The organism is Pseudomonas sichuanensis, assembly GCF_024749065.1.
Classification (GTDB): Bacteria; Pseudomonadota; Gammaproteobacteria; order Pseudomonadales; family Pseudomonadaceae; genus Aquipseudomonas; species Aquipseudomonas sichuanensis.
Window position 1 is genome coordinate 5935076 of the sequence record NZ_CP087185.1, and the last position, 19363, is coordinate 5954438.

The 19363-nt window shown below is 63.5% G+C and carries 15 protein-coding genes; 7 read left to right on the top strand and 8 right to left on the bottom strand.

Annotated features, from left to right (window positions below):
* Window positions 1–28 precede the first annotated feature (28 nt).
* Entirely contained in the window at window positions 29–1837 is a 1809-nt protein-coding gene (gene oadA / locus LOY51_RS26675) for a sodium-extruding oxaloacetate decarboxylase subunit alpha (protein WP_110995085.1), read from the bottom strand.
* Between the two features lie 98 nt (window positions 1838–1935).
* The gene (locus tag LOY51_RS26680) at window positions 1936–3351 is read right to left on the bottom strand and encodes an acetyl-CoA carboxylase biotin carboxylase subunit (protein WP_125466102.1); all 1416 of its coding nucleotides are present in this window, start codon (window positions 3349–3351) and stop codon (window positions 1936–1938) included.
* Window positions 3352–3555: 204 nt separating this feature from the next.
* Between LOY51_RS26680 and LOY51_RS26685 the strand changes: the two genes are divergently transcribed.
* Window positions 3556–4503, top strand: a complete 948-nt coding sequence (locus LOY51_RS26685) for a LysR family transcriptional regulator (protein WP_189654583.1) — start codon at window positions 3556–3558, stop codon at window positions 4501–4503.
* Here the strand turns inward: LOY51_RS26685 and LOY51_RS26690 are convergent.
* Together LOY51_RS26690 and hexR are read right to left on the bottom strand one after the other, a co-directional pair.
* Complete coding sequence (locus LOY51_RS26690; protein WP_125861177.1) at window positions 4445–4663, bottom strand: PA3496 family putative envelope integrity protein; 219 nt, start codon at window positions 4661–4663, stop codon at window positions 4445–4447. The genes LOY51_RS26685 and LOY51_RS26690 overlap by 59 nt on opposite strands.
* A gap of 281 nt (window positions 4664–4944) precedes the next feature.
* Window positions 4945–5811: a transcriptional regulator HexR gene (gene hexR, locus LOY51_RS26695; RefSeq protein WP_110995081.1), complete on the bottom strand. Its 867-nt coding sequence runs from the start codon at window positions 5809–5811 to the stop codon at window positions 4945–4947.
* 103 nt (window positions 5812–5914) lie between these two features.
* Between hexR and zwf the strand changes: the two genes are divergently transcribed.
* Window positions 5915–7357 carry a glucose-6-phosphate dehydrogenase gene (zwf, locus tag LOY51_RS26700; RefSeq protein WP_125466104.1) on the top strand — a complete coding sequence of 481 codons (1443 nt, stop codon included), beginning with the start codon at window positions 5915–5917 and terminating at the stop codon, window positions 7355–7357.
* Between the two features lie 42 nt (window positions 7358–7399).
* On the opposite strand, the gene LOY51_RS26705 is transcribed toward zwf, so the two are convergent.
* Complete coding sequence (locus LOY51_RS26705; protein ID WP_258643781.1) at window positions 7400–10276, bottom strand: putative bifunctional diguanylate cyclase/phosphodiesterase; 2877 nt, start codon at window positions 10274–10276, stop codon at window positions 7400–7402.
* A gap of 240 nt (window positions 10277–10516) precedes the next feature.
* Between LOY51_RS26705 and uvrD the strand changes: the two genes are divergently transcribed.
* The 3 genes from uvrD (at window position 10517) to LOY51_RS26720 (ending at window position 14269) form a co-directional block, all read left to right on the top strand.
* The gene (uvrD, locus tag LOY51_RS26710; RefSeq protein ID WP_125861181.1) at window positions 10517–12700 is read left to right on the top strand and encodes a DNA helicase II; all 2184 of its coding nucleotides are present in this window, start codon (window positions 10517–10519) and stop codon (window positions 12698–12700) included.
* 195 nt (window positions 12701–12895) lie between these two features.
* Window positions 12896–13747 (top strand): Tim44 domain-containing protein, encoded by an 852-nt coding sequence (locus tag LOY51_RS26715; protein WP_110995077.1) that lies wholly within the window; start codon window positions 12896–12898, stop codon window positions 13745–13747.
* A gap of 114 nt (window positions 13748–13861) precedes the next feature.
* Entirely contained in the window at window positions 13862–14269 is a 408-nt protein-coding gene (locus LOY51_RS26720; RefSeq protein WP_125466107.1) for an SMI1/KNR4 family protein, read from the top strand.
* Between the two features lie 140 nt (window positions 14270–14409).
* Here LOY51_RS26720 and LOY51_RS26725 read toward each other — a convergent pair whose 3' ends face one another.
* Window positions 14410–16170, bottom strand: coding sequence for a cation:proton antiporter (locus LOY51_RS26725; protein WP_125466108.1), 1761 nt, complete (start codon window positions 16168–16170; stop codon window positions 14410–14412).
* Window positions 16171–16495: 325 nt separating this feature from the next.
* Here LOY51_RS26725 and LOY51_RS26730 point away from each other — a divergent pair, with 325 nt between their 5' ends.
* Window positions 16496–16981: an acyl-CoA thioesterase gene (locus tag LOY51_RS26730; protein ID WP_110995074.1), complete on the top strand. Its 486-nt coding sequence runs from the start codon at window positions 16496–16498 to the stop codon at window positions 16979–16981.
* Here the strand turns inward: LOY51_RS26730 and pdxY are convergent.
* Window positions 16978–17850, bottom strand: a complete 873-nt coding sequence (pdxY, locus tag LOY51_RS26735) for a pyridoxal kinase PdxY (protein ID WP_110995073.1) — start codon at window positions 17848–17850, stop codon at window positions 16978–16980. The two genes, LOY51_RS26730 and pdxY, sit on opposite strands and share 4 nt — an antisense overlap.
* Window positions 17851–17970: 120 nt before the next feature.
* Between pdxY and LOY51_RS26740 the strand changes: the two genes are divergently transcribed.
* Window positions 17971–18363, top strand: a complete 393-nt coding sequence (locus LOY51_RS26740) for a DUF3301 domain-containing protein (RefSeq protein WP_258643783.1) — start codon at window positions 17971–17973, stop codon at window positions 18361–18363.
* Here the strand turns inward: LOY51_RS26740 and LOY51_RS26745 are convergent, their stop codons facing one another.
* The gene (locus LOY51_RS26745; RefSeq protein WP_258643785.1) at window positions 18364–19338 is read right to left on the bottom strand and encodes a CobW family GTP-binding protein; all 975 of its coding nucleotides are present in this window, start codon (window positions 19336–19338) and stop codon (window positions 18364–18366) included.
* Between the last annotated feature and the right edge of the window lie 25 nt (window positions 19339–19363).

Below are 19363 nucleotides of genomic sequence, written 5' to 3' on the forward strand. Positions count from 1 at the left end.
GTTAACCGCTTGTAGATGAAGGCTTATCTCAGCCTTCGATCTCGATCAGGATCTCGCCCGGGGTGACCCGGTCGCCCTTGGCCACATGGATGGCCACGACCTTGCCGGCGATCGCCGCCTGCACTTCGGTCTCCATCTTCATGGCTTCGGTGATCAGCACCGCTTGACCGGCCTTGACCACGTCACCTTCCTTGACCAGCACATCGACGATGTTGCCCGGCATGGTGGTGCTGACGTGGCCAGGGGCGCTGGCCTGCTTGCGCTTGCTGCTGCCACCGCCGACGAACTCGTTGAGTGGCTCGAACACCACTTCTTCCGGCATGCCGTCGATGGACAGGTAGAAGTGACGCTTGCCTTCGGCCTTGACGCCCACGCCGGTGATATCGACGCGGTAGGTTTCGCCGTGCACGTCGATGACGAACTCGGTCGGCACGCCCTCACCGCCCACCGAGCCCACCGCGCCGGCTTCCGGAATCGGCAGCAGGGCTTCGGGGGTGAGGGTGCCGGCTTCGCGCTCTTCGAGGAACTTGCGCCCGATATCCGGGAACATGGCGAAGGTCAGCACGTCTTCTTCACTGCGCGCCAGGGCGCCGATGTCACTGCGCAGCTTGGCCATTTCCGGCTTGAGCAGGTCGGCCGGGCGCACGTCGATCACTTCTTCGCTGCCGATGGCCTGGCGGCGCAGCTGCTCGTTGACCACGCCCGGGGCCTTGCCGTAGCCGCCCTGCAGGTACAGCTTCACTTCGTTGGTGATGGTCTTGTAGCGCTCGCCGGCCAGCACGTTGAAGAACGCCTGGGTGCCAACGATCTGCGAGGTCGGGGTGACCAGCGGCGGGAAGCCGAGGTCTTCGCGCACCCGTGGGATCTCTGCCAGCACTTCGCCCATGCGGTTGAGCGCACCTTGCTCCTTGAGCTGGTTGGCCAGGTTGGAAATCATCCCGCCCGGGACCTGGTTGACCTGCACGCGGGTATCCACGGCGGTGAACTCGCTCTCGAACTGGTGGTACTTCTTGCGCACGGCATAGAAATACAGGCCGATTTCCTGCAGCAGCTCCAGGTCCAGGCCGGTGTCGAACTCGCTGCCCTTGAGCGCGGCGACCATCGATTCGGTGCCCGGGTGGCTGGTGCCCCAGGCGAAGCTGGAAATGGCGGTATCGATGTGATCGACACCGTTTTCAACGGCCTTGAGCTGGCACATTGCGGCCAGGCCGGCGGTGTCGTGGGAGTGAATGAACACCGGCAGCGACTGCTCGGCCTTGAGTGCCTTGACCAGCTCGCCGGTGGCGAACGGGGTCAGCAGGCCGGCCATGTCCTTGATCGCCACCGAGTCGCAACCCATGGCTTCCATCTGCTGGGCCTGCTTCACGAAGGCATCGATGGTGTGCACGGGGCTGGTGGTGTAGGCGATGGTGCCCTGGGCGTGCTTGCCGGCGGCCTTGACCGCCTCGATGGCCACGCGCAGGTTACGCACGTCGTTCATGGCGTCGAAGATGCGGAACACGTCGATACCGTTGACCGCAGCCTTGGCGACGAAGGCTTTGACCACGTCGTCGCTGTAATGGCGGTAGCCCAGCAGGTTCTGGCCGCGCAGGAGCATCTGCAGGCGGGTGTTGGGCAGCGCGCTGCGCAGCTTGCGCAGGCGCTCCCACGGGTCTTCTTTCAAGAAGCGCACACAGGCGTCGAAGGTGGCGCCGCCCCAGACTTCCAGCGACCAGTAGCCGACTTTGTCGAGCTTGTCGCAGATCGGCAGCATGTCTTCGGTGCGCATGCGGGTGGCCAGCAGGGACTGGTGGGCGTCGCGCAGGATCGTGTCGGTAACAAAGATTTTCTTGGACATTATTCTCTCCTCGTAGCGACAAGCTTCAAGCTACAAGCCGCAAGAAAAAGCCGATCCGCTTTTACTTGCAGCTTGCCGCTGACAGCTTGCAGCTGCATTCAAAGGCCTGCGTGGGCGGCGATGGCAGCGGCGATGGCCAGGGCCAGCTCTTCGGGTTTGCGCTTGATCGAGTAGTTGGTCAGTTCGGGGTGGCTTTCGACGAAGCTGGTGTTGAACTGGCCGCTACGGAATTCGGGGTTGCGCAGGATTTCCTGGTAATACGCGGCGGTGGTCTTCACCCCCTGCACACGCATGTCGTCCAGAGCCCGCAGGCCGCGGTCCATGGCTTCTTCCCAACTCAGCGCCCAGACCACCAGTTTCAGGCACATGGAGTCGTAGAACGGTGGAATGGTGTAGCCGGTGTAGATCGCCGTGTCAGTGCGCACGCCCGGGCCGCCGGGGGCGTAGTAACGGGTGATCTTGCCGAAGCTGGGCAGGAAGTTGTTCTTCGGGTCTTCGGCGTTGATGCGGAACTGCAGGGCGAAGCCGCGGTGCTGGATGTCTTCCTGCTTGATCGACAGCGGCAGGCCCGAGGCGATGCGGATCTGCTCGCGGACGATATCGATGCCGGTGATTTCCTCGGTGATGGTGTGTTCCACCTGCACCCGGGTGTTCATTTCCATGAAGTACACCTCGCCCTCGGCGAGCAGGAACTCCACGGTACCGGCGTTCTCGTAGTTCACCGCCTTGGCCGCGCGCACGGCCAGGTCGCCGATGTAGGCGCGCTGCTCGGGGGTGAGCTGCGGGCTGGGGGCGATTTCGATGAGCTTCTGGTTGCGGCGCTGGATCGAGCAGTCGCGCTCGAACAGGTGCACCACGTTGCCGAAGCTGTCACCGAGGATCTGCGCCTCGATGTGCTTGGGGTTGACGATGCATTTTTCCAGGAACACTTCTGCCGAGCCGAAGGCCTTGGTGGCTTCGGAAATGACCCGGGGGAAGTTCTGTTCCAGCTCTTCACGGCTGTTGCAGCGGCGAATGCCGCGCCCGCCACCGCCGGAAGTGGCCTTGAGCATCACCGGATAACCGATGCGGTCGCCTTCCTGCAGAGCTTCGTGGATGTCGGCAACGTTGCCTTCAGTGCCCGGGGTCACCGGCACACCGGCCTGGATCATGGTGCGGCGCGCTTCGGTCTTGTCGCCCATGCGGCGAATCACGTCAGCGGCCGGGCCGATGAACTTGACCCCGCGTTCGGCGCAGATCTCCGCCAGCTCGGCGTTTTCCGACAGGAAACCGTAGCCCGGGTGCAGGGCATCACAGCCGGTTTCCACAGCCAGGTTGACCAGCTTGCGCGGGTTCAGATAACCGGCCAGGGGCTCGGCACCAATGCTGTAGGCCTCATCGGCGCGCTTGACGTGCAAGGCGTGACGGTCGGCGTCGGAGTAGATCGCCACAGAGCGAATGCCCATCTCGGCGCAGGCGCGCACGATTCGAACTGCGATTTCACCCCGGTTGGCGATCAGGATTTTTTTTATCACTGGAGTCTTCCCAAAGCCGTAGGAACAGACGATCCGGTTTCACCGGTCGGCGCGTGACCAGACGTCGCTGGCCAGTCGCACAATCACCCTAGCGTTGTAGGTCGATAAACAAAAATCAATATTTGTTAGGGCCAGTATTAGCAAAGGCTTATAGTTCGGTAACAAGGTTTTGCCAAAACAGGTGAAAAGATGCGTAAGTCATTGATGCGTATGACATTGCGTCAGTTGCAGATCTTCAATGAAGTGTGTGATTTGCGCTCCTACAGCCGGGCGGCCGAGGAAATGGCGCTGACGCAACCCGCCGTAAGTCTACAAATACGTCAGCTCGAAGAACTGGTGGGCCAGCCGCTGTTCGAGTACGTCGGCAAGAAGCTCTACCTGACCGAGGCCGCCGAAGCGTTGCAACGCGCCAGCCGGGATATCTTCGGGCGCCTGGAGAACCTCGACATGCAGCTGTCGGACATGCAGGGCTCACTGCAGGGTCAGCTGAAACTGGCGATCGAATCCAGCGCCAAGTACTTCGTGCCACACCTGTTCGCCGCCTTCAAGCAGCGTCACCCGGAGGTCAACCTGACCTTGACGGTGGTCAACCGGGCTCAGGCGATCAGGCGCCTGTCGGACAACCGCGACGACCTGATCATCATGTCCATGGTGCCCCAGGACATGGGGCTGGAGTTCCTGCCCTTCCTCAACAACCCGATCGTCGCCGTGGCGCCGCCGGACCACCCGCTGTGCAAGCTCGAGAGCCTGCGCCTGCAGGACCTTGAACCTCATACCCTGCTGGTCCGCGAGCAAGGCTCGGGCACGCGCAAGGCCTGCGAGGAGTTCTTCAAGGACAAGCGCGTGCACTTCACCCAGACCCTGGAGGTCGCCTCCACCGATTCGCAGCGCGAATGCGTGGTGGCGGGCCTGGGCATAGCCCTGCTGACCCGCCATGCGGTCAACCTGGAACTGGCCACCGGCCTGCTCAAGGAGCTGCCGGTGGAGGAGCTGCCGCTGTACCGCAGCTGGTGCATCGTGCAGGCCAAAGCCAAGCGCCAGTCACCGGTGGCCTTGGCGTTCCAGGCATTCATCCGCAGCGAACGTGCGCAGATCAGCGCGCTTGTTGAGCGTTTTTCGGGGAAGTTGCCGCCGATACCTGCCACACCGTGATGTCCTGCAGCTCGGGGTAGTCGGCCAGCGAGCGCAGCAGTTCGCGGCGGTCGCAGTAGCTTTCGATCGCGCGGCGGAACTCCATGCGGCGCTGGTCCTTTTCCTGCTGCTTGCGAGCCTTGGCGTTGGGTTGGTACGAACCGTCGTGTTCACGTGCCATTGCCTGTCTCCCAGATAGGATGGGGGGGAGTTTCAGACTGGCGCTGCAGGTTTACCGTTTGGCGGTGGAAGGGTGACAGATTCGTGAATCTTCGCTGTCTTTACCGACCATATCGCAGGCTTTGACCGCTCCCACAGGCCTGGGCGCATATCCTGTGGGGGCGGCTTTAGCCGCGAAGCAAGCGACAGGGTGCATGGCACCGGCTTCGCCGGTGTTCGCGGCTGAAGCCGCTCCCACAGAGCCGGCGTCGCTTCAGAAGTTGGCGATGAGACCCGTGCCGGTCAGTCGTCTGTAGCCTTGATCGACTTGGGCGACAAACGCAGGCTGCGCAAGCTGCGCTTCACGCTCTTGAGGTGGTTGACCAGGCTCGGGCCACGGGCCATGGCCACGCCCATGGCCAGCACGTCGATCACTACCAGGTGAGCAATGCGCGACGTCAGCGGGGTGTAGATTTCGGTGTCTTCGTGCACGTCGATCGCCAGGTTGACCGTCGACAGCTCGGCCAGCGGTGTCTGGCTGGGGCACAGGGTGATCAGGTTGGCACCGCTCTCGCGCACCAGGTTGGCGGTGATCAGCAGGTCCTTGGAGCGCCCCGACTGCGAGATGCACACCGCCACGTCACCCGGCTTCAAGGTAACCGCCGACATCGCCTGCATGTGCGGGTCGGAATAGGCCGCCGCAGTGAGCAGCAGACGGAAGAACTTGTGCTGGGCGTCGGCGGCCACCGCGCCGGACGCGCCAAAACCATAGAACTCCACGCGCTGCGCCTGGGCCATGGCACTCACCGCTTGCTGCAGGGCTTGCGGGTCGAGGTGCTCACGCACTTCCATCAGGGTGTGCAAGGTGGTGTCGAAGATCTTCAGGCTGTAGTCGGCAACCGAGTCGTCTTCATGGATGGCGAACTGGCCGAAACTGGCCCCGGCGGCCAGGCTCTGCGCCAGCTTGAGCTTGAGGTCCTGGAAACCCGAACAACCGATCGCCCGGCAGAATCGCACGATGGTCGGCTCGCTGATCCCCACGTTGTGCGCCAGGTCGGCCATCGAACTGTGCATGACGGCAGCCGGATCGAGCAGCACGTGGTCGGCCACTTTGAGTTCCGATTTGCGCAACAGGTGGCGCGATTGGGCGATATGTTGCAACAGATTCACGGTCTGGACTCGGTTATGATCGGCTGGCCGGGATGTAGCTTTCTTGTAGTTATACTACATGCTCGCCAACCCGCCCAGTTAAACGAACGTGGAGAGTGGTGGTTTGACTATACCTTGCGACATCCTGGTCTTCGGCGGCACCGGCGATCTGGCCCTGCACAAGCTGCTTCCGGCGCTCTACCACCTGTATCGCGAGGCCCGCCTGCACAATGCCGTGCGGATCATCTCACTGGCCCGCCGCCCGTTGCCGCGCAACGACTACGTCAAGCTCGCCGAACGCCACTGCCGCGCACAGATCGCCCGCCAGGACTTCGACGAGGAGGTCTGGCAGCGCTTCTCGGCGCGCCTGGACTACTTCCCCATGGACGCCGCGCAAAGTGCCGACTTCGGCCGCCTGGCGCGCTACCTGGGCGAGCCCGGCGGGCTGACACGCATCTACTACCTGGCCACCGCGCCCCAGCTGTTCGTGCCCATCGCCAACCACCTGCGCATCGCCGGCCTGGCCGACAACGAGGCGCGCATCGTGCTGGAAAAGCCCATCGGCCATTCGCTGGAGTCGGCCACCGCGATCAACGAAGCGATCGGCGAAGTGTTCGACGAGTCCCAGGTGTTCCGCATCGACCACTACCTGGGCAAGGAAACGGTGCAGAACCTCATGGCCCTGCGCTTCGCCAATGCCCTGCTGGAGCCGGTATGGCGCAACAGCCAGGTGGACCATGTGCAGATCAGCGTCTGCGAAACCCTCGGCGTGGAGAGCCGCGGCGCCTACTACGACCGCGCCGGCGCCACCCGCGACATGTTGCAGAACCACCTGCTGCAGCTGCTGTGCCTGGTAGCCATGGAGCCGCCGGCGCAGTTCGACGCCGAAGCCGTGCGGGACGAGAAGGTGAAGATCCTGCGCGCCCTCAAACCGATCACTGGCCAGGACGTGCAGGACAAGACAGTGCGCGGCCAGTATGGCGCCGGCAAGATCGGCGGCCAGGAAGTACCCGCCTACTACTTCGAGAAAGATGTCGACAACGACAGCGACACCGAGACCTTCGTCGCCGTCCAGGCGCACGTCGACAACTGGCGCTGGGCTGGGGTGCCGTTTTACCTGCGCACCGGCAAACGCATGGCGCGGCGCTCGTCGCAGATCGTCATCCAGTTCAAGCCGGTGCCCCACGAGCTGTTCAGCGGCGGCCAGGTCAACCAGTTGCTGATCCAGCTACAACCGGACGAGCACATCAGCCTGCGCATGATGACCAAGAGCCCCGGCAAAGGCATGCGCCTGGCGCCCGTCGAGCTCGACCTCAACCTCGCCCAGGCGTTCGCCCAGACCCGCCGCTGGGACGCCTACGAGCGCTTGCTGCTGGATGTAATGGAAGGTGACTCCACGCTGTTCATGCGCCGAGACGAGGTGGAGGCCGCCTGGGCCTGGATCGACCCGATCCTGCAGGGCTGGGAAGAACACTTCCAGGCACCACGCCCTTACCCCGCTGGCAGCAACGGACCGGAGCAGGCCAATAGCCTGCTCGCGCGCCATGGCCAGGCCTGGCACCTGTAACGGCGCTGCAATCGCCTGGACAACGGCAGCGCCGCTCCCAGGCTAGCGCAACAGGTCGGCGGTCGGACGCTCAAGCAATACCTGGAACGAGGCCGCGTCCACCGGCCGGCTGATCAGGTAGCCCTGCACCTCGTCGCAACCCTGCTCGCGCAGGAACTGCAACTGCTCGCGGGTTTCCACACCCTCGGCCACCACTTGCAGTTGCAGGCTCTTGGCCATGGCAATGATCGCCCGGGTGATCGCCGCATCCTGGTTGCCGTCGTGCAGGCCACGGATGAATGCCTGGTCGATCTTCACGTAGTCCACCGGGAAGCGTTTCAGGTAGCTGAGCGATGAATAGCCGGTGCCGAAGTCGTCGATCGCCAATTTCACCCCCAGTTCATGGAGCTGCTCGAAAGTGGCGATGATGTGCTCGACGCTGTCCAGCAACTGGCTTTCGGTGAGTTCCAACTCCAGCAGGTGCGGCGCCAGCCCCGACTCCTGCAGCACCTGGCGCACCAGGCTGACCAGCTTGCCCTGACGCAGCTGGTACACCGACAGGTTGACCGAGACCCGCACTTCCAGCCCCTGGCGCAACCACTCACAGGCCTGCCAGCAGGCCTGGCGCAACACGAACTCGCCCATCGGCGCGATCAGCCCGGTCTCTTCCGCCAAACCGATGAATTCGCCCGGCGGCACCATGCCCCACTCCGGGTGCTGCCAACGCACCAGCGCCTCGGCAGCATGCAACTGGCCGGTGCGCAGGCACAACTTGGGCTGGTAGTAGACCAGCAGCTGGCCTTCGTCGATGGCCTTGCGCAGTTGGTTTTCAAGTTGCAGGCGCTCCAAGGTGCTGGCGCGCAGGCTCTCGGTGTAGAACTGGAAATTGTCGCCGCCCAGATGCTTGGCGTGCTGCTTGGCCATGTCGGCCTGGCTGACCAGCGCATTGAGGTCGAAGGTGGCATCCGACAGCACGCTGATACCCACCGACGCGCTGATCACTACTTCATGCCCACCCAAGCGCTGCGGCACCCGCAGCTTGTCGAGCAGACGCGTTGTGACCCGCACCAGGCTGGAAAGGTTGGTGTAACCGTCGAACAGGATGGCGAACTCGTCACCCGACAGCCGCGCCACGGTATCGGCCTCCGGTACCGCGTTGGCGATCCGCTGGGCCGTCTTCTTGAGCAACTGGTCGGCCAGCTCATGGCCGAGGCTCTCGTTGAGCAGCTTGAAGCGATCCAGGTCGACGTGCAGCAAGGCCAGGCTGCGCCCATTCAAGCGGATGCGCTGGGTGGCCTCGTGCAGGCGCAGGCGGAACAACGCCCGGTTGGCAAGCCCGGTCAGATCGTCGTAGTGCGCCAGGTAGCGCAGGCGCTCCTCTGACTCGCGGCGGGCCGATAGATCGGTGTAGAAGCCGACGATGTTGGCGATGCGACCGCGCGCATCACGCACGCTGTTGAGCTGCAACCACTGCGGGTAGAGCTCGCCGTTCTTGCGCGCTTCGACCAGTTCGCCCTGCCAGCGCCCCTGTTGCTCCAACGCCTGATCGATGGCCTGGCTGTGCCGCCGCGCATCGCGGCTGCAGGGCAGTTCCAGGGCGTTGCGAGCGATCAGTTCGGCACGGCCGTAGCCGGTAACGTCGCAGAACGCCTGGTTGACCGCCAACAACTGAAAGCTTGCGTCGAGGATCGCGATGCCTTCGCTGGCGGCCTCGAATACCGTGGCGGCCAGGCGTTGCTGTTCTTCCTGCTCCTTGTGCGCCGAGATGTCACGACGGGTGCCGAGCATGCGCACGACCTTGCCGTCGACATCGCGCTCTACCGCCCGGCCGCGGTCCTCGATCCAGCACCAGTGGCCCTGCGCATGGCGTACCCGGTACTCGACCCGGTAGTCCTCGGTGCGCCCCTTGAGATGCTCGACCAAGGTGCGCCGCAGCAGCGGCAGGTCATCGGGGTGCAGCCGGGGCTTGAGGTCGGCGCGGACCGAGCGGACCTGGTCGCCATCGAGGCCGAACAGGGCGTGCAACTGGGTGTGATGAACCTCGTCGCTTTCCAGGTTCCAGTCCCAAAGGCCCAGCTCGCTGGCCTGCAGCGCCAGGGCCAGGCGTTGCTCGCTCTTGCTCAGCGCCTGGTTGGCCAGGTCCAGCTCATGGCTGCGCTGGGCCACGCGCTGTTCGAGGCCGTCGTGGGCCAGGCGCAACTCGTCCTCGGCCTGGCGGCGTTGGCGAACTTCGGTGCTGAGCTGGTGGTTGAGGTCCTCGGCGTGGCGTTGGGTGCTTTGCAGGTGCTCGATCAATGCCTGGTTCTGGAAGCGCCGCAGCAGGCCGCGCTCGATCAGCCGATTGACCTGCCAGGCCACCACCATCAGGGCGCCCAGCAGGATCAGCCCCAGCCAACCCCAGCCACGCTGGTGGCCGGCGTCATAAGCGAACAGGAAAAGGGTCGGCGGCAACAGGCAGGGCAAGGCGAAACTCAGAAATGCCGGCAGGCTGACGGCATAAGCAACGCTGGCCGACAACGCCGCAGTGCCCAGCAGGCCGAACACCCAGGCCTGTTGCACGAAGTTGTCCACAGGCACCAGGGCAATCGCCGCGCTGGCCAGCGTCAGCCCGCTGAAGGCGGACCCGGCGAGGAACATGCGTCGCCAGTTTGGCCTGGCCTGGCGCGAGGGGGTCGCCGCCTCGAACGCCGCCACCTGGATCACCCGCAGGGCGACCAGCGCCAGCAGCCAGGCCAGCCATACGCTCACCAGCAGATAGCGCGCAGGGCTCCACAACAGCCAGGCGCAGAGCGTACCGGTCAGCAGCATGAACAGCGTGGGCAACAGGGAGCCCTGATACAGCAGGCGGGTGCGCTCGATAGACAGCTGAGTGGCGAATTGCCTGCGAACGCTCCGTGTCGTCTCTGGCGATGCTCCGATCGCCATGCAATCCTGGGTCATAGGGCTGGTTTCTTGTTGTGTTTTTGTTATGGCAGACCACAAATGTGCAGGGAGAATACACAAGCGCCGCGCCGGACCAAACTGCTCCAGGTCATGATTTTGAAATTGTCCCGCCCGTCCAAATGCGACCGCTCAACCACGCAGGCTGGCGAGCCATGCCGATGAACGGTAAATCGCCCGCCTGGTGATTTGCGTCGGCGGCGTTTGCCCCTGCCCCCTGCCCGGCCCTAGAATGGCCGGATGCGCAATGATGACCTCTCCCTCCTGCTGAACTCCCTCAACGACGCTCAACGCCAGGCCGTAGCGGCCCAGGTCGGGCGGCAATTGGTCCTGGCCGGTGCCGGCTCGGGCAAGACCCGGGTGCTGGTGCACCGTATCGCCTGGCTGATCCAGGTCGTAGGGGCCTCCCCACATTCGATCCTGTCGGTGACCTTCACCAACAAGGCGGCGGCGGAAATGCGCCAGCGGATCGAGCAACTGCTGGGCATCAACCCGGCCGGCATGTGGGTCGGCACGTTCCACGGCCTGGCCCACCGCCTGTTGCGAGCGCACTGGCAGGAAGCGGGGCTGGTGCAGAACTTCCAGATTCTCGACAGCGACGACCAGCAGCGCCTGATCAAGCGGGTGATCCGCGAGCTCGGCTTCGACGAGCAGAAGTGGCCGGCGCGCCAGGTCCAGTGGTTCATCAACGGCCAGAAGGACGAGGGCTTGCGCCCACGCCACATCCAGGCGGGCGGCGACCTCTACCTGACCACCATGCGCGACATCTATAGCGCCTACGAACAGGCCTGCGAGCGCGCCGGGGTCATCGACTTCGCCGAGCTGCTGCTGCGCGCCCTCGACCTGTGGCGTGACCAGCCGGGCCTGCTCGAGCACTACCAGCGCCGCTTCCGGCACATCCTGGTGGACGAGTTCCAGGACACCAACGCCGTGCAGTACGCCTGGTTGCGCCTGCTCGGCGCCGGTGGCGACAGCCTGATGGCGGTGGGCGACGACGACCAGTCGATCTACGGCTGGCGCGGCGCGAAAATCGAGAACATCCACCAGTACACCAGCGACTTCCCTGACGCCGAGATGATCCGCCTGGAGCAGAACTACCGCTCCACCGGTGGCATCCTCAAGGCCGCCAACGCCCTGATCGCCAACAACAGCGGGCGCCTGGGCAAGGAGCTGTGGACCGACATGGGCGAGGGCGAGCCGATCACCCTCTACGCCGCGTACAACGAGCACGACGAAGCGCGCTACGTGGTCGAGACCATCGAAGGCCTGATCAAGCAGGGCAATGCGCGCAACGAAATCGCCATCCTGTACCGCTCCAACGCCCAGTCACGGGTGCTGGAAGAGGCCCTGCTGCGCGAACGTATTCCCTACCGCATCTACGGCGGCCAGCGCTTCTTCGAACGCGCCGAGATCAAGAACGCCATGGCCTACCTGCGCCTGCTCGAGGGCCGCGGCAACGACGCCGCCCTGGAACGGGTGATCAACGTGCCGCCGCGCGGCATCGGTGAAAAAACCGTCGAGGCCATCCGCGACCATGCCCGCCACAGCCAGGTGTCGATGTGGGAAGCGATGTGCCAGCTGCTCGCCGGCAAAGCGCTGAAGGGCCGCGCCGCCAGCGCCCTGGGCGCGTTCATCGAGCTGATCGAGCAGCTTGCCGCCAAGGTGCTGGACATGCCGCTGCACCTGATGACCCAGACGGTCATCGAGCAGTCCGGCTTGATCATCTATCACCAGGAAGAAAAAGGCGAAAAGGGCCAGGCACGGGTAGAAAACCTTGAAGAACTGGTCAGCGCCGCACGCAACTTCGAGACCAGCGACGAAGATGCCGACCTGACGCCGTTGTCGGCGTTTCTCGGCCACGCTTCGCTGGAGGCCGGCGACACCCAGGCCGACGAGCACGAGGACAGCGTCCAGCTGATGACCCTGCACAGTGCCAAGGGCCTGGAATTCCCCTACGTGTTCCTGGTGGGCATGGAAGAAGGGTTGTTCCCGCACAAGATGAGCCTGGAAGAGCCTGGCCGTCTGGAAGAGGAACGCCGCCTGGCTTACGTGGGCATCACCCGGGCCATGCGCCAGCTGATCATGACCTACGCCGAGACCCGTCGCCTGTACGGCAGCGAAACCTACAACAAGGTGTCGCGTTTCGTACGCGAAATTCCGGCCGGTCTGGTTCAGGAAGTACGCCTGTCGAACTCGGTCAGCCGCCCGTTCGGCGGCGCCAAGGCCCCGGCCAGCAACCTGTTCGCCAACGCCAGCATTCCCGAGACCGCCTTCAACCTCGGCCAGCGCGTGCAGCACGCGGTGTTCGGTGAGGGCGTGATCCTCAACTTCGAGGGCGCAGGCGCGCAGGCAAGGGTGCAGGTGAACTTCGCTGAAGGCAGCAAGTGGTTGATGCTGGGGTATGCGAAGCTCGAGGCTATCTGAGCCAGATCGCGGGGCAATCCAACTCCCATGAAAGCTCGTGGGAGCGGGCTTGCCCCGCGATGATCTAGCAGGCTTGGAACATCGAAACTCGATACCTGTCAGGCAAAAGCTCGAAACATCTTGTCGCTAGCCATGTCCACAGCTTCATGTGCACCATGACGCGCGTGCAATCCACAAAATGGGAACCCCCAACTTATGCAACGTTTTCTTAGCATCGCTCTGGCGCTCTGCGTCGGCTTGACGCTGAGCCTCGACGCCAACGCCAAGCGCTTCGGCGGCGGCAAGAGCTCGGGCGCAGCGCCCATGCACCAGACTCGCCAGGCCGCACCGACCACACCTGCCGCCGCACCGACCGCTCCAGGCCGTGCACCGGCCGCCGCCAGCGGCGCTTCGCGCTGGCTGGGCCCTCTGGCCGGCCTCGCCGCCGGTGGCCTGCTGGCTTCCATGTTCATGGGTGACGGTTTCCAGGGCATGCAGATCATGGACTTCCTGATCATGGGCCTGATCGCCTTCCTGGTGTTCCGCTTCATCGCCGCGCGCCGTCGCCAGCAACAGCCGCAACACGCTGCTGCCGGCCACGCCCCGTACCAGCGCGAAGCCCAGCCGCAGGCCGCCCCGCAGTCGATCTTCGGCGGTTCCGCCGCGCCAGCCGCTGCCGCGCCGACCATCAACGCCCCGGCCTGGTTCAACGAAGCCAGCTTCCTCGCCGCCGCCCGTTCGCACTTCCAGTCGCTGCAGCAGCACTGGGACGCCAACGAGATGGACAAGATCGCCGAGTTCGTCACCCCGCAAATGCTCGACTTCCTCAAGCGTGAGCGCGCCGAACAGGGTGAAGGCTTCCAGTCCACCTATATCGACGACCTCGATGTACAGCTGGAAGGCGTCGACGACCGCGCCGACAAGACCATCGCCACTCTGACCTTCCGTGGCGTGTCGAAGACCTCGCGCTTCGACCAGGGCGAGGCTTTCAACGAGAGCTGGCACATGGAACGCGCCCAGGGCGAAAACCAGCCTTGGATGCTCGCCGGTATCCGCCAAAACGGTTAACCCGCGCACGTTGCACAAAAAACCCCGGGCCTGTCCCGGGGTTTTTGCTTTTGCCGGAGTCGGCTACTAGGGTATAACGCGCAGCGTTGTCATCAAGGCTAGAGGATGTGAACCGTGGAAGAAGTGATCGAACAACTGCGTGAAGCCAACGAGCCGGTACCGGTGCCGCTGGAGCTGCCCGACGAAGACCAACTGGTCGAAATCGAGGAACAGCTGTTCATCAACATTCCATTCGTGTTCAAGGAGTTCCTGCTGACCGTCAGCGATGTCGTGTACGGCTCGCTGGAACCTGTGACCGTCACCGACCCGCAATCCCATACCTACCTGCCGGACGTTGCCTCCAACGCCTGGGACGCCGGTGTACCGCGTGACCTGATCCCACTGTGCCAGGACGGCGACGACTACTACTGCGTCGAGGAAGACGGCACTGTTGTGCTGTGGTCCGCCGAAGAAGAAATCGTCACCGAAGAGAGCTGGGAATCAGTGTGGCACTGGGCACGGGATGTCTGGCTGGAAAGCTGAATGAGAAATACCCGCATAAAGTAATGGCTCATGGCCATTGAATACCCGTAAAATCGCCAGGCTTTCTGCGCCTGGCGACATCGCTACCGCTCCATCCCCTCGGACGACGATGAAATCTCGCGCAGAGAGCGTTCCCTCGCTCAGTGCGATTGATCGCGGTTGTTCTCCAGCGTCTCCAGCAAGGCGATCTGCATCCGCGTATGAACGCGGATGAACCAGCGCCACAGCAACGCCACCACCCCCGCCGCCACCACCGCAATGATCAGCAGCAGCTCGCTGGTTGGCAGGATGCTTGCCGACAGTGCCGACAGCAGCAGGAAAATCACCAGCAACGACAGCAGCGGGATCACTTCGGCGACCACCCTGCGCACACGTTGCGTGTGCCGCCCGGCCATCTCCGGCTTGACCCCCATCTCCGCCAGCAACATCGACAGCGCCTTGAGCTTGCGGTACGCCGCAATCAGGAACGGCAGCGACAGCAGCAACGCAGCCCCCCAGATCAGTGCCTTCTGCTGGCTGACATCCGCCACCCACTCGCTGAGCCATTCGCCGATGCGCCCGGCGAAATAACCGCCACTGAAGAAGATCGCGATCACCAGCGCCAGGTTGACCCCGACCTGCAACAGAATTCGCCGGATCATCGCCGCCAGCATCGCCCCCTCGCCCTGGGGCTGGATGCTGCGCAACCACTCGCCATACAGCGACAGCACCCGTGACAGGCGGCTCGGCATTACCTTGCCCAACTTGATCGACAGCGGGTCGGCCGCGCGGATCAGGTAGGGCGTGAGCAGCGTAGTGATGGCCGACACCGCCACCGCGACCGGATACAGGAAGTCACTGGTGACCTGCAGGGTCATGCCCAGCGCCGCGATGATGAAGGAGAACTCTCCGATCTGCGAAAGGCCCATGCCCACCCGCAGCGAAGTGCGCCCGTCATTGCCGGCGATGAATGCGCCCATGCCGCAGGAGAGCATCTTGCCCAGTACCACTGCCAGGGTGATCACCACGATAGGCCAGGCGTACTCGAGCAGAATCGAGGGGTCGATCATCAGGCCGATGGCAACGAAGAAGATGGCGCTGAACAGGTCGCGAACCGGCTCAATCAGCCGCTCGATCTTCAGCAACTGGCGCGATTCGGCCATGATTGCGCCGATCAGGAAGGCCCCCAGCACCATGCTGTACTCAAGCTTCACCACCAGCAGGCAGAAACCGAAGCACAGCCCCAGCACGGTGATCAGCAGCATTTCGTTGCTTTCGAATTTCGCCACATAGGCCAGCAGCCGCGGCACCAGCAGGATGCCGATGACCAGCGCGACGATCATGAACAGCGACAGCTTGCCCACCGTCGAGAACACTTCCCCGGAACTGACCGAGCCACTGACGGCGATGCCCGACAGCAACGCGATGATGCCGATGCCCAGGATGTCCTCGACGATCAGCACGCCGAAGATCAGCTGGGCGAAGCGCTCGTTCTTCATCTTCAGGTCGTTGAGCGCCTTGACGATGATGGTGGTCGAGGAAATGGCCAGGATGGCGCCGAGGAACAGCGAATCCATGGTGTTCCAGCCAAACCAGCGGCCGATCTCGAAGCCGATCCAGATCATCAGCACGATTTCCAGGAACGCGGCTATGAACGCCGTGGCCCCGACCTTGAACAGCTTGCGCAGGCTGAACTCAAGGCCCAGGCAGAACATCAGAAAGATCACCCCCAGTTCAGCGAGGGTCTTGATGGTGTCTTCGTCGTGGATCAGGCCGAAGGGAGGCGTGTGCGGGCCGATGATGAAGCCGGCAACGATGTAGCCCAGCACCACGGGCTGCTTGAGACGATGGAAGAGGATGGTCACCACCCCGGCGACCAGCATGATCACCGCCAGATCCTGGATGAAGCTGATGGCATGCATGGCGCGAGTACTCCTTGTGTCAATGCACGTAGCGGACCACTCCTCCGTCGGAAACGTCTGACGCAGAAAGCAGGCACATACTGTTGTAATAGATGGAAAAGCCCACGTTGCATGGGCCCCGTCAGGTTAACATCGCGCCTTGCCGCAAAATGCCGATGCAATATGCAGAAACAGATCGGCCGAACCGGCGCCGCTGATGGCAAGATCGGCGTGACGATGGAGCGTCAGCCGACGTCCCGTACCAGGATGGGAAACCTCTATGAGGGGAACAGAAGTGTCAGCAGATACCAGCCCCGCTTCAGCGCAACTTCACCGTGAGCTCACTATGGAACCTGGAAACGCCCAGTTGACTATGACTGTCCTGATGACACCGGACATGGCCAACTTCTCTGGCAACGTACACGGCGGCACCCTGCTCAAGTACCTCGACGAAGTCGCCTACGCCTGCGCCAGCCGTTATGCCGGCACCTACGTGGTCACCTTGTCGGTGGACCAGGTGATTTTCCGCGAGCCTGTGCACGTCGGTGAGCTGGTGACCTTCCTGGCATCGGTCAACTACACCGGCAATACCTCGATGGAGGTGGGCATCAAGGTGGTCACCGAGAACATTCGCGAGCGTTCGGTGCGCCATTCCAACAGCTGCTTCTTCACCATGGTCGCCGTGGACGATGATCGCCGCCCGGTGAAGGTGCCGCCGCGCCAACCGCTCAACAGCGAAGAGAAACGCCGCTTCCTTCAGGGCCAGCAGCGCCGCCAGATCCGCCAGGAGCTGGAGCAGCGCTATCAGGACCTTAAGACTGACGCCATTTAATAAACCAGGCGCTGCGCCTCGAAACGCACGCGCGGGTGGGCAATGCGGTCCTGGGCCCGCACCAGCTGCAGTTCGTAGCTGGCGCAGGCCTGGGTTTCCAGCAGCACCTCATGCACCGCGGCCGCTGCGAACTCGAACGCCTGCACCCAGCTGTCGCCAAGCAGCACCCGAGCCAGGAACAGCCCTGAGGTGAGGTCGCCCACCCCGACCGGCTGACGCGGGAAGGCCAGCAGCGGGCGACGCAGGTGCCAGCTTTCCTTGGCCGTCACCAACAGCATCTCGAACGCATCCTCCGCGCGCCCCGGGTAACTCAGGTGCTTGACCAGCACCACCTGCGGCCCACGCTCCAGCAGCCCACGGGCCATGCCGACGCAATCTTCAAGGGACTGCGCCTTGCGCCCGCAGAAGCTGTCCAGCTCCAGCTGGTTGGGGCAGAGGATGTCGGCCTGGGCGGCGGCCTGCTCGAGCAGGAATTCGCTCACCTCGGCGGGCACGATGCAGCCTTTCTCGGCGTGGCCCATGACCGGGTCGCACAGGTACAGCGCCTTGGGGTTGACCGCCTTGATCCGCGCGACACCGGCCAGGATTGCCCGCCCTTGCTCGGCACTGCCCAGGTAACCCGACAGCACCGCATCGCAATGGCCCAGTTCGCCGATGTTGGAAATGCCTTCCACCAACGCAGGAATTTGCGCTGGAGCAAGCACTTCCCCCGACCACTGTCCATACTGAGTGTGATTGGAGAACTGCACGGTGTTGAGTGGCCAGACGTTGACCCCGACCCGTTGCATCGGAAACACCGCGGCGCTGTTGCCGGCATGTCCAAAGACCACGTGGGACTGAATGGCGAGCAGATGCGGTGTACGTTTCATGCAGGACGATTCCGAAACTGTGTGAACAAATGTGCGGCCCGCAGTATGAACCCGAATGCCATCTGTACGACAGGCCAGCGGCACAGTTAAGCTGGCTCGACCTGTCTGGAGCTTACGCAAATGCTGACCCTCGAAAACGTCTTCGTCCTGATGCTGGTGGCGACCGCCGGCGCCTGGTTGTGGCACAACCACGGGCTGCGCGAAAAAGCCCAGGCCCGGGTAAAGCAGCATTGCGCAAAGCTAGACCTGGAGCTGCTGGACGACGCCGTGGCGCTCAAACGCATCGCATTCGTGCGTGACGCCAATGGCCGCAAGCGCCTGGCACGCATCTACAACTTCGAGTTCACCGTCACCGGCGAGCAACGCCACCCGGGTACCGTCACACAGTTCGGCGCGCACAGCGTACAGATCGAGCTGGCGCCCTACCCCTTCGAGATCAAGACCCCGCCACGCACCGATAACGTCATCGAGATGCAGCAGTGGCGCCAGGAGCACAACCGCTGGCACAACTGATCAGCCATCCAGGCGACACGCCGCCAGCGCGGCCTGCAGCTCGGCCAATGGCTGGGCCTCGGCGAAGATCAACTCCAGGCGTGAATCCCTGCGCCACTCGCTTGGCTGCCACTCGGGCTCGTGGCCTTCAAGGCCGTTGAATGACTGCCAGCCCTGTGGGCTGTGGATAACCCCTTTGGCCCGGCGCCATGGCCAGGCATGCAAAAAGGCGTTCAACTGCGCGGGCTCGAAACGCTGACTGGGGTGCCAGCGCCATCCCACGCTCCAACCCCCTTCACTCTCACTGGCCTGGCAGATCGGCTCGGATGGATCTGTCCACAGCGCTGATGGTGCGGCGATCGAGTTGCCCACAGCCAGCCGCTGCAAAGCCGCGTCGACGTCAGCGACTGTGGACAAACCTGGCAGGCGGTCCAACGGCAATGCCCCATGATCCGTCCAGACTGCAGGCAACCCGGGGAATCGCGCAGTTATCAACAGGCGCTTGGCTTCATCCACAGATGCCGACTTGTTGAAAACTAAAAGTGCAGTTGCCGATAAAGCCGCCTGCTGCGCTTCAGGCAGCAGTTCTTCCCTGGCCAGTGCCTGGGCATCCAGCACCATCAGCAGCGGCTGCACGGCCAGCACAGCCTGCCACGGCGCCTGCCCCAGTTGCTGCAGCAATTGCCGGGGATGGCCCAGCCCAGAGGGCTCGATGAACAGCCGGTCCGGGCGCGCCTTGCGCAGCAAGCGGCCAAGACCAACCTGGAACGGCATGCCGTTGACACAACACAGGCAACCCCCCGCCACTTCACCAATGGCAATGCCATCGTCATCACGCGCCAGCAGTGCCGCGTCCAGGCCGATCTGCCCGAACTCGTTGACCAGCACCGCCCAGCGCTCGTTGGCCGGGCGCTGCGCCAGCAGCTGGCGGATCAGGCTGGTCTTGCCGGCGCCCAGCGGGCCTGCGATTACATGGGTGGGAATGTTCTGCAACATAGGTAGGTATCAGGCAAGTGCGTGG